This is a genomic window from Aeromonas sp. MdU4 (genome assembly GCF_041929505.1).
Lineage (GTDB): Bacteria > Pseudomonadota > Gammaproteobacteria > Enterobacterales > Aeromonadaceae > Aeromonas.
The window spans coordinates 350,525-364,562 of sequence record NZ_JBHFMW010000024.1 but is presented as its reverse complement, the minus strand read 5'-3'; the positions used below and the strand labels follow the sequence as shown (position 1 = coordinate 364,562).

General features: G+C 62.4%; 11 protein-coding genes and 1 tRNA gene. All 12 read right to left on the bottom strand.

Annotated elements, in window-relative coordinates; genetic code table 11:
- Window positions 1–2: 2 nt before the first annotated feature.
- The gene (gene hypF, locus ACE1BR_RS15225; protein WP_374871655.1) at window positions 3–2,441 is read right to left on the bottom strand and encodes a carbamoyltransferase HypF; all 2,439 of its coding nucleotides are present in this window, start codon (window positions 2,439–2,441) and stop codon (window positions 3–5) included.
- The gene (gene selB / locus ACE1BR_RS15220) at window positions 2,438–4,321 is read right to left on the bottom strand and encodes a selenocysteine-specific translation elongation factor (protein ID WP_374871653.1); all 1,884 of its coding nucleotides are present in this window, start codon (window positions 4,319–4,321) and stop codon (window positions 2,438–2,440) included. Before selB ends, hypF begins: the two co-directional genes overlap by 4 nt.
- 4 nt (window positions 4,322–4,325) lie before the next feature.
- On the bottom strand, window positions 4,326–5,795 hold the full coding sequence (gene selA / locus ACE1BR_RS15215) for an L-seryl-tRNA(Sec) selenium transferase (protein ID WP_374871651.1): 1,470 nt from the start codon (window positions 5,793–5,795) through the stop codon (window positions 4,326–4,328).
- A gap of 315 nt (window positions 5,796–6,110) precedes the next feature.
- Window positions 6,111–6,202, bottom strand: a tRNA-Sec gene (locus tag ACE1BR_RS15210).
- Between the two features lie 213 nt (window positions 6,203–6,415).
- The gene (gene hycI, locus ACE1BR_RS15205; RefSeq protein WP_058051883.1) at window positions 6,416–6,907 is read right to left on the bottom strand and encodes a hydrogenase maturation peptidase HycI; all 492 of its coding nucleotides are present in this window, start codon (window positions 6,905–6,907) and stop codon (window positions 6,416–6,418) included.
- A complete protein-coding gene (locus ACE1BR_RS15200) occupies window positions 6,907–7,320 on the bottom strand; it encodes a formate hydrogenlyase maturation HycH family protein (protein ID WP_374871649.1) in 414 nt (137 codons plus the stop codon). The genes hycI and ACE1BR_RS15200 overlap by 1 nt, the downstream gene beginning before the upstream one ends.
- The gene (locus ACE1BR_RS15195; protein ID WP_005301886.1) at window positions 7,313–8,128 is read right to left on the bottom strand and encodes an NADH-quinone oxidoreductase subunit B family protein; all 816 of its coding nucleotides are present in this window, start codon (window positions 8,126–8,128) and stop codon (window positions 7,313–7,315) included. The genes ACE1BR_RS15200 and ACE1BR_RS15195 overlap by 8 nt, the downstream gene beginning before the upstream one ends.
- The gene (locus ACE1BR_RS15190; protein WP_374871647.1) at window positions 8,128–8,673 is read right to left on the bottom strand and encodes a formate hydrogenlyase complex iron-sulfur subunit; all 546 of its coding nucleotides are present in this window, start codon (window positions 8,671–8,673) and stop codon (window positions 8,128–8,130) included. The genes ACE1BR_RS15195 and ACE1BR_RS15190 overlap by 1 nt, the downstream gene beginning before the upstream one ends.
- 9 nt (window positions 8,674–8,682) lie before the next feature.
- Window positions 8,683–10,401 (bottom strand): NADH-quinone oxidoreductase subunit C, encoded by a 1,719-nt coding sequence (locus ACE1BR_RS15185; protein ID WP_374871645.1) that lies wholly within the window; start codon window positions 10,399–10,401, stop codon window positions 8,683–8,685.
- A 79-nt stretch (window positions 10,402–10,480) separates the two neighbouring features.
- Window positions 10,481–11,434, bottom strand: a complete 954-nt coding sequence (locus ACE1BR_RS15180) for a respiratory chain complex I subunit 1 family protein (protein ID WP_374871643.1) — start codon at window positions 11,432–11,434, stop codon at window positions 10,481–10,483.
- Window position 11,435: 1 nt separating this feature from the next.
- Entirely contained in the window at window positions 11,436–13,307 is a 1,872-nt protein-coding gene (gene hyfB, locus ACE1BR_RS15175) for a hydrogenase 4 subunit B (RefSeq protein ID WP_374871641.1), read from the bottom strand.
- Complete coding sequence (locus ACE1BR_RS15170) at window positions 13,307–13,972, bottom strand: 4Fe-4S dicluster domain-containing protein (RefSeq protein WP_374871639.1); 666 nt, start codon at window positions 13,970–13,972, stop codon at window positions 13,307–13,309. Before ACE1BR_RS15170 ends, hyfB begins: the two co-directional genes overlap by 1 nt.
- Window positions 13,973–14,038 lie beyond the last annotated feature (66 nt).

Here is a 14,038-nt window from a genome sequence, read left to right as displayed (position 1 = left end):
TTTCAGGACTCCGACAAGGTGGCACAACCGGTTGTGACAGGCTGGTGCGTGGCAAGATGGTGGATGGCAAACCAGAGCTGACCGGCGGCGATGCCACCGTCATTGAGCGGCAGGGTTTCGCTGGTCAATACCTGCCGGCCGGCCGCTTCGAGAGCGGGCACAAGCTGGTCCATCAGCACCCGGTTTTGAAAGACGCCGCCCCCGAGCGCCACCGGATAGCCGGGGAAGCGCTCGGCCAGGGCAACCACCAGATTGCTGATGGCGCGGATAAAACCGGCGGCCAGGCTGGCGGTAGGGGTGCCTTGGCGCCGCTCGCTGACAAGGGTATGGATCAGCTCGGCCCACTCGATCTGCAGTGGTCCCTCCGCTGATTGGCTCAGGCCAAAGGCGAGGGGGAAGGGCTGTTCATCGGGGGCCAGCTGCAAGGCGGCTGCCTCCAGCAAGAGTCCCGCTTCGCCCTCGTAATCCGGGGTATCGATCACCCCCAACAGCGCCGCGACCGCATCGAACAGACGGCCGATGGAGCTGGTATGGGGGGCGTTGCGACCGAGATGCCAGAGCTGGTACAGGTTGCGGATCCGCTCAGGCGGCAACGTGTTGATCAGCGGAATATCGAGGGCGCAGATCTCATCCACGCCATAGGATTCAAACAGCATCCCCAGTAGCTGGCGTACCGGCTCGCAAATGGCCGCCTCGCCGCCGATCAGCTTGAAGGGTTTGAGGTGGGCAACCCGTGAAAAGCCCTTCACATCGGCCAGCAGCAGCTCGCCACCCCAGAGGGTGCCGTCATCGCCAAGGCCGGTACCATCGAAGGCAACACCCAGCACCGGGCCCGTGATGTCGTGCTCCGCCATCACCCCGAGTAGGTGGGCGTGATGGTGCTGTACCTCGAGGTGGGTGGCATTTTGATCGTGGCAATAGTCCCTGGCCCACTGGTGGCTGAGGTAGCCGGGGTGGCGATCCGAGACCAGCAGTTGGGGCTTGAGATCGTAGAGATTGCGAAAGGTCGCCAGGGTCTGCTCGAAGTGGCCCTGCATTGGCAAACTGTGCAGATCGCCGATATAGGGGCTGTAGATGCGCTGGCGGCCGAAGGCGAGCGCCAGCTGGTTCTTCTGCTGCGCGCCGACTGCCAGCACGGGGGCGTTGATCGCTGTTTTCAGGCTGGGAGTACAGGGGGCGTAACCGCGGGCCAGCCGCAACGTCTGGCGCCGCCCGCCCGCCCACTGCACCAGACTGTCGTCGCAGGGGTGCAGGATGGGGCGGTTGTGATCCAGAATGCCGTCAATCTCGCCCCCGAGTTCCCTGACCACCGCCTCGCACTCGATAAGGATCGGGCTGCCGCGACCATTGGCGCTGGTGGCTACCAGCGGCATGGCGCAGGCATCCAGCAGCAGCTGGTGGAGCGGGGTATAGGGGAGCATGACGCCGAGGTAGGGGATGCCGGGGGCGATCCCCTCGGCCAGCGGCACGGCTGGTTGTCCAGTTTCTGAGAGCCGATCATCGTTAATGCGCTTGCGCAGCAAGGTGATGGGTCTGGCCTGAGAGGCGAGCAGCTTCCATTCGTCTTCGCTGCCGGTGACATGAAGTTTGGCCTCGGCAAGGGAGCCCATCATCACCGCCAGCGGCTTGCGCGCGCGCCGCTTGAGTGTTCGCAATCTGGCAACACTCTGTTCATTGCGGGCATCACATATCAGGTGATAACCCCCCATCCCCTTGACCGCAATCAGCGCCCCCGCTTGCAGGGCGCTGGCGGCGGCGTGCAGGGCATCCTCTCGCTCGGCCAGGGCATCGCCGTGGCCGCTGCGCCAGCTGAGATGGGGCCCGCACTCGGGGCAGCTCACCGGCTGAGCGTGGTAGCGTCTGTCCAGCGGGTTTTCATAAGCCGCCGCGCAGCGAGGGCACATGGCAAAGTCGGCCATGGCGGTGTGGGGGCGGTCGTAGGGGAGGCGGCGGATGATGGTGTAGCGCGGGCCGCAGTGGGTGCAGTTGGTAAAGGGGTAGTGGTGGTGGCGATCTGTTGGATTGGCCACATCGTTGGCGCACGCCTCGCACATCCCCTGATCTGGCGAGATGGCCACCGTAGCGGCGCTCTGCTGCTGGCTGGCTTTAATTCGAAACTGGCCATGAAATTGGCCATCAAAGTCGGGATCATGAGCGAGGGGCAGTTCCCGCTCGCTGAAATGATCGATGCGGCTAAGTGGCGGCGCCAGTTCCCGCAGTTCGCGGGCAAAGCTGGCCAGCTGCTCGGGCGATCCTTCGGCGCCGATGGTGACACCGTTGGCGTCGTTCAAGACATAACCGGCAAGGCCGTAGCGCAGTGCCAGCCCATAGACGAAGGGGCGAAAGCCGACCCCCTGGACGATACCGTCGATATGAAATTCGCGGCGCAGCCGGTTGGCCACAGGATTGGAAGAGCCAGAGGGGGCGGTGGCAGCGCTCATGCCGGCTCCATTTCATCTTGAGTGGCTGGCAAACGCAGCACCCGACGCTCGTTCTCCTCGCGCCGCACCCAGCCATCCATCTCCATGCGCAGGCAGAACGGAATGGCGTATTTGCGCGACAAACCGGTGATCTCCTTGAAGGATGCCATGTCGATCAGATCTCCCACCTGCTGGCCCGCCAGCACGGCGGCGACCATCTGGTTGTAAAGCTCGGCGTCGTAGTAGATGGGGCCATCGAGCTGCACCAGATACTTGAGTCGCGCCAGATTGCGCAGCTGCTTTTGCAACGCGCCTTTTTGTTGCAAGCCCTGCTGCAGGGCCGCGGGCAGCTTGCGGGTGATAAAGGGATCCAGCGCCACACCGCCGGGGCCCAGTTTACCGGGCTCGTACCCCTCCTTGCCTTGATCTCGCACCACCTTGAGCACCAGCTGCGCCTCTTCCCCCAAATCATCTTCCGACTCGCCGTTGCCCGGTTGCCACTTGTCATGGTGCAGGCGAATGAGCTGCTCGCTCTTGAGCTGCTGGAGCAGGGCGTGAGTGACCGGCAGGGCGATGCCAAAGCGGGTCGCCAGTTCCGCAGCGCTGAGCGGTTCGCTGGCCAGGGTGGTGAGCAGTTGATCGCGACTTTGGGCCAGCCAGTGGTTGTTCAGCAGCCACTCACCGAGGGGGGTGACCTGCTCGGGCTGCTGGTCAAAGCGGCTGGCCAGCACATAGCCATTGAGCCCCAGCTGCAGGGTGGCCGGGTTGTAGTGCTCGAGCTCATCTGGCAGCTCGCCCAGCAGGGCGTGCAGGGTCTTGCGTCTGGCGGGGTGGATGTCGCCGCACCAGACGATGCGAGCGCCGTGCAGCAGTTCGCTGCTGCCGTGGCGAATGATGGCGAGTGGCTGGCCGAAGAAGCAGGGGATGGGTCTGGTAAAGATCAGCCGTGCCAGCCGGGTGTCCTTGATGGGGACAAAACGGGCCCGGCCATGCCAGCTGCCGAGGGCCACCTCTACTTCGCGGTTGCGCTGCTCCCGGATGCTGCCGCCGATCTCATTTAGCCGCACGATCAGATGAGTCGCTGCCTCGCACTGGCCAGCGGCGCTGGTGAAGCAGTGACCGCGGGCCACCTCCTTGTGGGGCACTTTTTTCAGGCCCACCGCCACTCGACAGACGGCGCCAATTTCATCGACGCTCTGGTGATAGGCCTGCAGGGAGCGCACCTGCACTTCCCGGTCGGCGGGGTAGAGGCGCAGCTTGTCCCCCACCCTGAGGCTGCCCTGCTGCAAGGTGCCGGTGAGCACGGTACCGGTGCCGTTGGCGGTAAAGACTCTGTCTACATACAGTCGCGGGGCGCTCTGCTCGCGGGCAGCGTGCGATGCTGGCAGATCGGCAAGCTGGCGCACGATGGCGGTGTGCAGGGCGGCCATATTGGCACCGGTTTTGGCGCTGACGCTGACGATGTCGGGCACCATGCCGCTCTCGTCCATCACCCGCTCCAGCAGGCTCTCCTCAAGGAGTGCCAGCTCATCGGGCGTTACCAGATCGCACTTGTTGATGCAGACCAAGAGGCGCGGCACTCCCATCGCGTTGAGCAGGCGCAGGTGATCGCCGGTCATCGGCATCCACCCCTCGTCGGCGGCAATCACCAGCAGCACCAGATCCAGACTCCAAAGCCCCGCCACCATGTTGCGGATATAGCGCTCGTGACCGGGCACATCGATGACGCCTATGGTGTTGCCCTGACCGTCGTCGAAGTGGGCAAAGCCGAGATCCTGGGTCATGCCGATGGCCTGCTCGTGGGCGCGGGCGGTGGTGATGCCGGTGAGGGCCTTGATAAGCAAGGTCTTGCCGTGATCCACGTGGCCGGCAAGACCGATAACGGCGCGATAGGGGGTCATGGGATCAGGGCTCCTCGCTCGCAGTGATCGGGGTGGGTAGCAGCAACGCCTTGAGTTGGGCGATCAACAGCTCCATCTCGGTCGGTAGCAGGGTGGCCATATTGAGCAGCACCTTCTGCTGGCGCACGGTGGCAATCACCGGCACCGGCAGTTCGCGCAAATCATCGAGCAGCTGCTGGGCGGGGCGCGGGTCGGTGCACTCCAGCGCAGGTGCCGGATAGAACTCGTCCGGCAATGTGCCGCCGCCCACCACCAGCTGGGAGGGGACCGGCACAAAGCAGCCGGGCAGGGCTGCCATCAGCTGGGAGGCTCTAGCCTGCATGGCGGCCGGATTGCTCAGGGTGCGCTGGGCGATACCCTCGCCGACGGGAGATTTGTTGAGCTTGTGGATGAGCAGGCGTTCCAGCAGGGAGTAGACGATGCGGCTCGGGCGGAAGGTGCGCATCATGGGGTGCTTTTCCAGCCGCTTGATGAGATCGCTGCGGCCGCTGATGATGCCCGCTTGCGGGCCCCCCAAGAGCTTGTCGCCGGAGTAGCAGACCAGATCCGCCCCCGCCTTGATGTACTGGCGTACCGAGGTTTCGTCTGGCGCAAACTCTTCGGTGGTCAAGCCCGACCCCTGATCCACCGCCAGCACCACGTGCTCGGGCAGGGCGCGGGCCACCTCGCCAATATCGGGGGATTCGGTAAAGCCGCGAATGGCAAAATTGGATCTGTGTACCATCAGCACCAGCGCGGTCTGCTCTGTAATGGCATCGAGGTAATCTTTGGCGGTAGTGATATTGGTAGTGCCCACCTCTACCAGTTTGGCGCCGGAGAGCGCCAGAATGTCGGGAATGCGAAAACCGCCGCCAATCTGGATCTGCTCGCCGCGCGAGACGATCACCTCGCGCCCCTTGGCCACCTCCTGCAGCAGCAAAAAGAGCGAAGCGGCGTTGTTGTTGACCACCAGCGAATCTTCGGCCTGGGTGAGGCAGCCGAGCAGGGGGGCGATCAGCCCCTTGCGCCCGCCGCGCTTGCCGGTGGCGAGATCCAGCTCCAGATTGTTGTAGCCGGTGTTGAGGTCTCGCACCTCGTCCCACAGCTCATGACTTAATGGCGAGCGCCCCAGATTGGTATGCACTAGGGTGCCGGTAGCGTTGATCACCCGGGTCTGACGCTGGCGCAACTGCTGTTGGCAACGCTTGGCAATCAGCACCTCGATCTGCTCGGGGGCAACTCCATGCTGGCGAAATGCCTCGCTCTGGCGCAGTTCACTCAGGGTCTCGCGCACCGCCTGGGTCACCAGCGGGCGGCTTAGCGCATCGATAAACCCAGCGAGAAAGGGTTGCTGCAGCAGCTGTTCCACTTGTGGCAAGCGACGCGTGTGTTGCTGGCTGGACTGTTGCTGTGAATCTGGCCGTGAATCGTCGGCAGCCGGACCTGATGTGGGCTGGCGGTGGGGGATGGCTGGCGCGTGAGACGAGTTCGGCATGGGATTACCAGTGCAGTGCGTGGGTTCGGGATGCGCACCGGTTTGCCGATAGAGAGGCCGAGCTGACGGGTTATGGCACTGCTGGCGATTTGCGTATGACTGCAAATTGGGTGCATAAATGAGCGGGTATAAATTAATGCTGCATCGATGCTGATAAATTAATTTTTGGCCAGCGAGATAACCTGACTTCGGATTATATTGGCAAGCGGCAAGCGCCTTTTTTTAAGGTATTGTTTCAAACATATTGAACAAGAGATGAAAATAACATTCAGGCTGATAAACTCAGCGGGAGAGTATTTGTTCAATAGATAAATTTGGCGGAAGAGGCAGGAATCGAACCTGCCAAAGCCTTCTCGGCTCACATCGGTTTTGAAGACCGAGGAGGCCACCAGACCCCATCAACTTCCGCAACGGCCGCCATTTTGTGGCAAATTTCTGTGACTGGCAACGCTTTTTTTGTCATAAAAAAGTGAGAGTTAGCGATTTTTTGAAAAATCGGCAGAACCTTGTTTTATATCAAATTCAGAACGATTAGCCCGATGTTTTTAATTTAACATCGGGCTTTGCACACATTGTCAAAATCGTCGTTCAATAACGGTCGTTAACAACTCGATAAATAATTATCGCTCGGCATTGGCAATATTCCACTGCGCCAGATGTTTTATTAACAAATTGCTATCTTTGGCATCCTCCAGATGGCCATAGAGATAATCCATGGCCCCGCTCACCATCTCGGTCATCGGGAAGGAGAAGGCGACGATGGCCGGTTGCACCCCGACAAAGATCACCTCGGGAACAAAGGTCTTGAGCTCATCGATCAGGAAATTGAGCGGCATATTGTGGGTCGAGAAGATAAACATCTCGGCGATGGTCTCGGGGGGGATCACCTGCAGGGTCCCCGCCTTTTCGCCGATCTCGGCGGCATCCACCAGCACCACCCGCTCCGGTTGCAGCTCCCGCACCTTGTAGACCACATTTTCCGGCGCGATGCCGCCGTCGATATGGATCCAGCCGGGCAGGGGGGCGGCTTGCAGTTTTTCCGCCAGATAGGGGCCGGCACCGTCGTCCCCCATCATGGCATTGCCCACGGTCAACACGAGATTGCAGCCCATCAGCGGCTCCTTACCATCAGGTACATATGGGGGTCGTTATAGAGGGCGGTGAGCTGATCCATAAAAATGTTGGTCCAGCCCAGCTCCTGCTCATCGAGCACATTGTCGGCTTTGCGCAGCCGGTCGAAGGCACAGGCCAGCATATGGCAGTGCTCGCGATAGATGGTGATCTCGCCAAAAGTGAGAAACCCCTCCATCTTGCGGCGCGCTTCACTCCCCTCTGGCAGCTTTGCTACCCAGTCGCGATAACCCGTCAGCGAGCAGACCAGATCTGCCCGCAGGCAATCGACGATGCCGAGGTGGTGGCCGATGGCGAGGCTGTAGTACATCACCTCTTTGGCCTCTTCCGGCACGTCGAACTGCTCGTCGACGAACTTGCGCGACAGGCGATAGAAGAAAACCTCGTCAGCCATGTACCGCCTCTCCCTTGCCTGCCGCTCGGTTGAGGCAGGCGTTGGCCAGGTTGTTGACGATCTCCGCCAGGCGCGGATCGTCGTGCTGATCGAGGTAGCTCTGGATACGCAGATCCACATCCTGCTGGGTCGCCCCTTCGAGCAGGGCCATGAATTCGTCGGCGATGATCCGCCCCTGCCGGTAACCGGCCATGCGGCGCGCTTCGCGTTCGATCATCACCCGGATTTCATTGGGGATGCCGGTGTGGCGCAGTTCGACCCGCTCACCCGGTTGCACCTCGTGGCTGGTGGCTTTGAGTTTCTGTTCCAGCAGACCGAGCGCCACGGCAAAGCCGTAGATGGTGGCTGCCGGAGTGGGGGGGCAACCCGGGATATAGACATCTACCGGCACGATTTTGTCGGTGCCGCCCCAGACGCAGTAGAGGTCGTGGAAGATGCCACCGTCACAGCCGCAGGCGCCGTAGGCGATGCAGATCTTGGGATCGGGCGCCGCCTCGTAGGCGCGCAGGGCCGGCACCCGCATCGCCCGAGTCACCGCGCCGGTAAAGAGCAGGATGTCGGCGTGACGGGGGGAGGCGACCACCTTGATGCCGAAACGCTCGGCATCGAACAGCGGGGTGATGGTGGCGAAGATCTCGATTTCGCAGGCGTTGCAGCCGCCGCAATCGACCCGGTAGACATAGGCCGAGCGGCGAATGTCCTTGAGCAGGGTCTTCTTGAGTTTGGTGATCTCGGGATCCTGTGCCAGCGGCACGGCGCGGGTATGGGCATGGCCGACAACCGGTTCTATGCCTTTGATCTTGCTCATCACATCCACTCCTGTTGTGTGGCTATCGGTGTGATCAGGGCCGAGTCAGGCTGGCTCAGCATGCTCTGTTTTCGTTTGCAGTCGGGGCAGTGGTGCAGTCGCTCCGGGGTAGTGAGCAGCGTGCCTGCTTGTTTGAGGGTGTCCTCCACCAGTGCCACCAGCTTGCTCGGGGCAAAGTAGGTGCCGCACAGGGTGCAGGGGGCCAGCGCGAAGCGGGCCTCCTCATAGAGATCCGCCTTGTTGGTCACCGCCAGCTCGAACTCGGGGGAGAGGGCGATGGCGCGGGTCGGGCAGACCTCTTCGCAGCGGCCGCAGAAGATGCAGCGCGCCATGGAGATCTCCCAGCGCCGTTCGCCGGTCTCCATGTCCACTTCCATCACCAGCGCGTTGGCCGGGCAGGCTTTGGTGCAGGCCGCGCAGGCGATGCACTGATCCGCCTGATATTTCGGTTTGCCGCGAAAATCCCGGTTCACCTCGTAAGGGGCGAAGGGGTATTTGGCGGTCGGGGTGCCAGCCTTGAGGATGGTCTTGAACAGCTTGATCATGATGACCCCTTATTTCAGCGGAGAGTTTTTGCGATCGATGCCGTAGCGCTCGATCTCCTTGTAGGAGACCACGGTGGATTTGCCCTTCTTGGGGTCGACCAGGGTGACCCGGTCGGTACAGGAGTAGCAGGGATCCAGACTGCCGATAATCAGCGGCGCATCAGCGACGGTATTGCCACGCAGCATGTAACGCAGAGCAGGCCAGTTGGCGTAGGTGGCGGCGCGGCAGCGCCAGCGGAACAGCTTCTGGTTGTCCCCGGTCATGCTCCAGTGGACGTTCTCGCCGCGCGGCGCTTCGGTAAAGCCCAGTGCAAACTTGCCCGGCTGGTAGGTAAAGCCTTCGGTCAGCAGCGGCCCCTCCGGCAGGTGTTCAAGGCCGAACTCAATCATGTCGAGGGAGTCGTAGAGCTCGTGGATGCGTACCAGCACCCGGGATTGCACGTCGCAACCCGCCTTGGTCTGGATCTCCATCGGCAGCTCGCGGTAGCCGGCAAAGTCGTGGACCCGGCGCACGTCGCGCTTGAAGCCGCTCGCCCGCACCATGGGGCCGACGCAGCTGAAATCGCGGGCAATTTGCGGGTCGAGCTTGCCGATCCCGATGAGGCGGGAGGAGATGTTGGCGGTATCCAGCAGCATGGCCACCAGCGGTTTCAACTCATCACGCAGCTCGCGTACCAGCTGGGCACCCTTGATGCGATCTTCCTTGAAGATGTCGCGGCGTACCCCGCCAATCAGGTTGAGGCCGTAGGTCTTGCGGGCACCGGTCAGCAACTCGGCCAGGGTCATGGATTTTTCCCGCACCCGGAAGAACTGCATAAAGCCGGTGTCGAAACCGGTGAAGTGGCTCGACAGGCCGATGTTGAGGATATGGCTGTGCAGGCGCTCCACCTCCAGCAGCACGGCGCGGATCATCTTGGCCCGCTCCGGCACCGGAATACCCATGGCGTTCTCCACCGAGGTGGTGTAGGCGACGCTGTGAGTAAAACCGCAGATGCCGCAGACCCGGTCGGTCAGAAACGCCACTTCGTTGTAGCCCATGCGGGTTTCCGCCAGTTTTTCCATGCCGCGATGGACATAGAAGAGGCGATAGTCGGCATCGATGATGTCTTCGCCATCGACGAACAGGCGGAAGTGTCCCGGCTCGTCCGAGGTGATGTGCAGCGGGCCGACCGGCACGATGCGGTTGGCATCACTACCCAGTTCGTTGACGAAGGGGTAGGTCTCGGTATCTGTGGTGGGCATCGGGCGCTGGCGATAATCCATGGCGTCCTTGCGCAGCGGGTGGATATCCTCCGGCCAGTCGTCAGGCAGCACCAGACGACGTTCGTCCGGCAGACCGATGGCGCGCAGGCCGTACATGTCGCGGATCTCCCGCTCGCCCCACACCGCCGCCGGAATGGTCGGGGTGATGGAGGGGTACTCCTGGGTATCGGCATCCACCAGCACTTTGACGGTGATCCAGCACTTGGTGTCGCCCTCCATGGAGAAGACGTGGTAGACCGCGAAGTGGCCGTTGAGGCTGCGCTCGTCATTGGCAAAGGAGAGCGGAAGCCAGCCCCCCAGCTGGTGGAAGAGCAGACTGGCCGTCTCAACCAGACTGGTGGGTTTGACGGTGATGGTGGCCTGATCGGCAGTTTGCCACTCTTCGTCGATGATGGCGTGGGGCAGTTGGGCTCGCACCTGCTGGATGTAGTCGCAGCCGATGCGATCCGAAATGGCGATGGTCATGCAGTTCTCACTTTATGTTCGGGATTGAGCATTCACAAAAGGTGAAATCGGAAAAAGTTGCTGTGCTGGCGGGCATGGCTCAGATCCCGACCAGATAGGCGAGCAGCGCCAGCAGGGCCAGCCCCAAGCCATAGCGAGTGAGCTTGTGGGTGCGCACGAACTGGGTACGGGCCATGGCGTTTTCGATGATGCCAGCCAGTAAAAAGGCCACCAGCAGCTTGCAGGCGAGGATCAGCGCCGCGCCGATCAGCGCGGGCAGACTCCAGTTGGCCGCCTTGCCGAAGGGGAGGAAAATCACCAGAAAGAGCTGCACCACCACCAGTTGCTTGAGGCCGATGGATAGCTTGAGCAGGGCAAGACCCGCACCGGAATACTCGGTGAGCGGCCCTTCCTGCAGCTCTTGCTCGGCTTCGGCGCAGTCAAAGGGCAGCTTGCCCATCTCGACAAACACCGCAAAGGCACAGGCGGCGCCAGCCAGCAGGGTAGCGACCGGCGCGGCCAGCGGCTGGGTCGCGACATAGCTGCTGATGTTGCCCAGATCCGAGCTGCCCACCATCATCGCCATGATGAAGCAGGCGAGCACCAGAATGGGCTCCACCAGAATGCCGAGGGTCAGCTCGCGGCGGGCCCCGATCCCTGCAAACATGCTGCCGCTATCCAGACCCGCCAAAGAGAAGAAGAAGCGGAAGATGGCGAACAGATAGATGTCGGTGATGAGATCCCCGGCGATGGGGAAGGGGGATTCCCGAGTCAGGGTTGGCAGCGCCATCGCTACCAGCAGCAGGGCGGCGATCAGCAGCGCAGGCATCAGGTTGAAGATGATGCCGGCAGGCTCGGGGGTCACCTCCTGACGGCGCAGGAGCTTGGCGATATCCCGGTAATCCTGCAGCAGGCCCGGCCCCTGACGGGAGTGCATCTTGGCCCGCAGCACCCTGTTGAATCCGGTGGCGAGCGGCGCCAGCGCCAGCATGGCGATGGCCTGGGTCAGGGCGAGGGCAACCATGCCCCAGCTTGGCATTTCAAGAACAGGCATATCAGACTCCTACAGCCATCAGGATAAAGAGCGCCAGCACCACGCCGTGCAGTAGCCAGCCGGTTGTCCCGCTGGTATCGCTCACCCCGTGCAGGGCGGTGGCCAGATCGAGCTGCGGCTGCTTGCGATAAAGCGGCGCGCAGAGTTGGCGCAAGGTGTGGGTGACACCACCGGAGGTGAGGCTCATGCGCTCCTCATAGGCGTAACCACAGGCCCACGGGGTGCCAGCGTGACGACGACCCAGCTTGGGCCCCTTGAAGATGGCCAAGATCAGCAGCGGAATGAGGAACAGACCCAGCAAGGTGATGGCAATAACGGGCGGGGAGAGGATCGCCTGGCTGCTATCGAGCGGCAGCAGGGTCGCGCCGGTGGCCACGTTCATTTGGCCGCTTACCAAGGCTTGGCCATAGCTGGCGATATGGGGGGCAATCCAGGGGGCGCCCAGACCCAGCACCAGACAGACGGCGGCCAGCAGCAGGGTGCCTGCTACCATGGCGCCCGGCACTTCTCGGGCGTGGCTCGCCTTCTCGCTGCGCGGTGCGCCGCAGAAGCAGATGCCGTACACCTTGACGAAACACATCACCGCCATGGCGCCGGTCACCGCCAGCATCACCACCGCGAGCGGCGCGACGACGGAGGTGCCGAGTTTGGTCATGGAGAGCAGGGATTGATAGATAAACCACTCGCTGACAAAGCCGTTGAGCGGCGGCAGCGCCGAGATGGCCATGGCACCGATGAGGAACGCCAGCGCGGTCCAGGGCATCAGCTTGGCGAGGCCACCCATCTCGTCCATGTCACGGGTGTGCAGGCGGAACATCACCGAGCCGGTGCCCATAAAGAGCAGGCTCTTGAAGATGGCGTGGTTGAGCAGGTGATAGAGGGCACCGAGCAGCCCCAGCACCACCAGCGCCGGTTGCTGGTTGGCGATGCCGATCATGCCGATCCCCATCCCCATCAGGATGATGCCGATGTTCTCCACCGTGTGGTAGGCGAGCAGTCGCTTGAGATCGTGCTCGGCCAGCGCAAACAGCACCCCGAGCACTGCCGAGCAGGCACCGAAGATCAGCACCACATAGCCCCACCAGAGCTGGCTGGCGCCGAGAAAATCGATGCTGACCCGCAAGATGCCAAAGAGACCCAGCTTCACCATCACGCCGGACATCAGCGCCGAGATATGGGACGGAGCAACAGGCTCGGCCACCGGCAGCCAGCCGTGCAGCGGCACGAAACCGGCGCGCAGGCCAAAGCCGCAGAAGCTGAGCAGGAACACCAGGGAGGCCAGGGCGCCCGCCAGATGGTGCTCGCGCAGCGCGGCGAACTCCAGCGAGCCGCTTTCGCGGCAGAGCAGCCAGAAGGCGACCAATACCAGCGCCATGCCGATATGGTTCATCACCAAGTAGAGACGGCTCTGTTTGGCGGCATCCGGGTTGGTCTTGACCAGCCAGTAGGTGGTGAGGGTCACCAGCTCGTAGCAGAGCAAGAAACCGAGTGCGTTGTCGGCCAGCACCATGCCCACCATGGCGAACAGGAAGAGGTTCATAAGTGCGCCGATGGCCACATCGCCCTTGCCCTGATATTCGCGGATATAGGCAAAGGAGTAGAGGGCGACGGCGACGCCGACCGTGCTAATCACCAGCAGCATCAGCGCGGCCAGCATATCGAGGTGCACCGAGCCGAGCAGCCAGAGCTGGCCATCGACGGGCGCGCCTTGGGCAAAGATCTGGATGGCGGCGACCAGACCCGCGAGCGAGCCCAGCAGGGCAAAGCCACTGTTGAGGCGGTTGGCCAGAGCCGGCTGCTTTTGCAGCAACAGACCGGCGGCAGCGCCCAGCAAAAAGAGCAAGAGCGTAGCCATTACAAGGGGGGACAACATCAGCGGGCTCCCTCTGTGGTAGATAAATCGGATGCAGGGATCGCCGTGGCGGGCGCCGAGAAGGCGGAGGCCCCTTGCGGGTTGGTGTCGGCCGCTTGCTGGCGACGGATACGGGCGGCGCGTTCGGTGTCGCCGTCATTGACCAGCTTCAGCGCCTGGGAGGGACAGGCATCGACACAGGCCGGGCCGTCGGCGCGAAATTCGCACAGGTCGCACTTGACCGCGATGCTGCGCACGCCCGGCTCCCAGCTCAGCAGATCCTCGCCAAAGCAGCGCAGGCCGGCAGAGGTGGAGGGGTTGCTGGAGCGGATGGAGCAGGGGATATAGGTGTCGTAACTGGTGGCCACGGCCACCGGACGGCTGCCGCCGCTCTGGATGGCGCCGAACGGGCAGGCCACGGCGCAGAGGTTGCAGCCGATGCAGAGCGACTCGTTGAGTTGCACGCAATCGCCGGTCTGGCGAATTGCCTCGACCGGGCACACCTTGCTGCAGGGGGCATCGTCACAGTGACGGCACTGAACTGGCATGGTCGCCTGCTCGTGTCGCATAACGGTTAAACGGGGGGCTTGTTGCAAACCTTGCGCCTTGTGTACCTCGCTGCAGGCAGCCATACAGGTGCCACAGCCGATACAAAGCTTGGGGTCAGCGATAACGAAGCGGTTCATAGCCTACCTTGTCGTGTCGCGAACGGAGAAAGTAGGAGCTGGTTGGCAAAATACGGGCCAGATTGT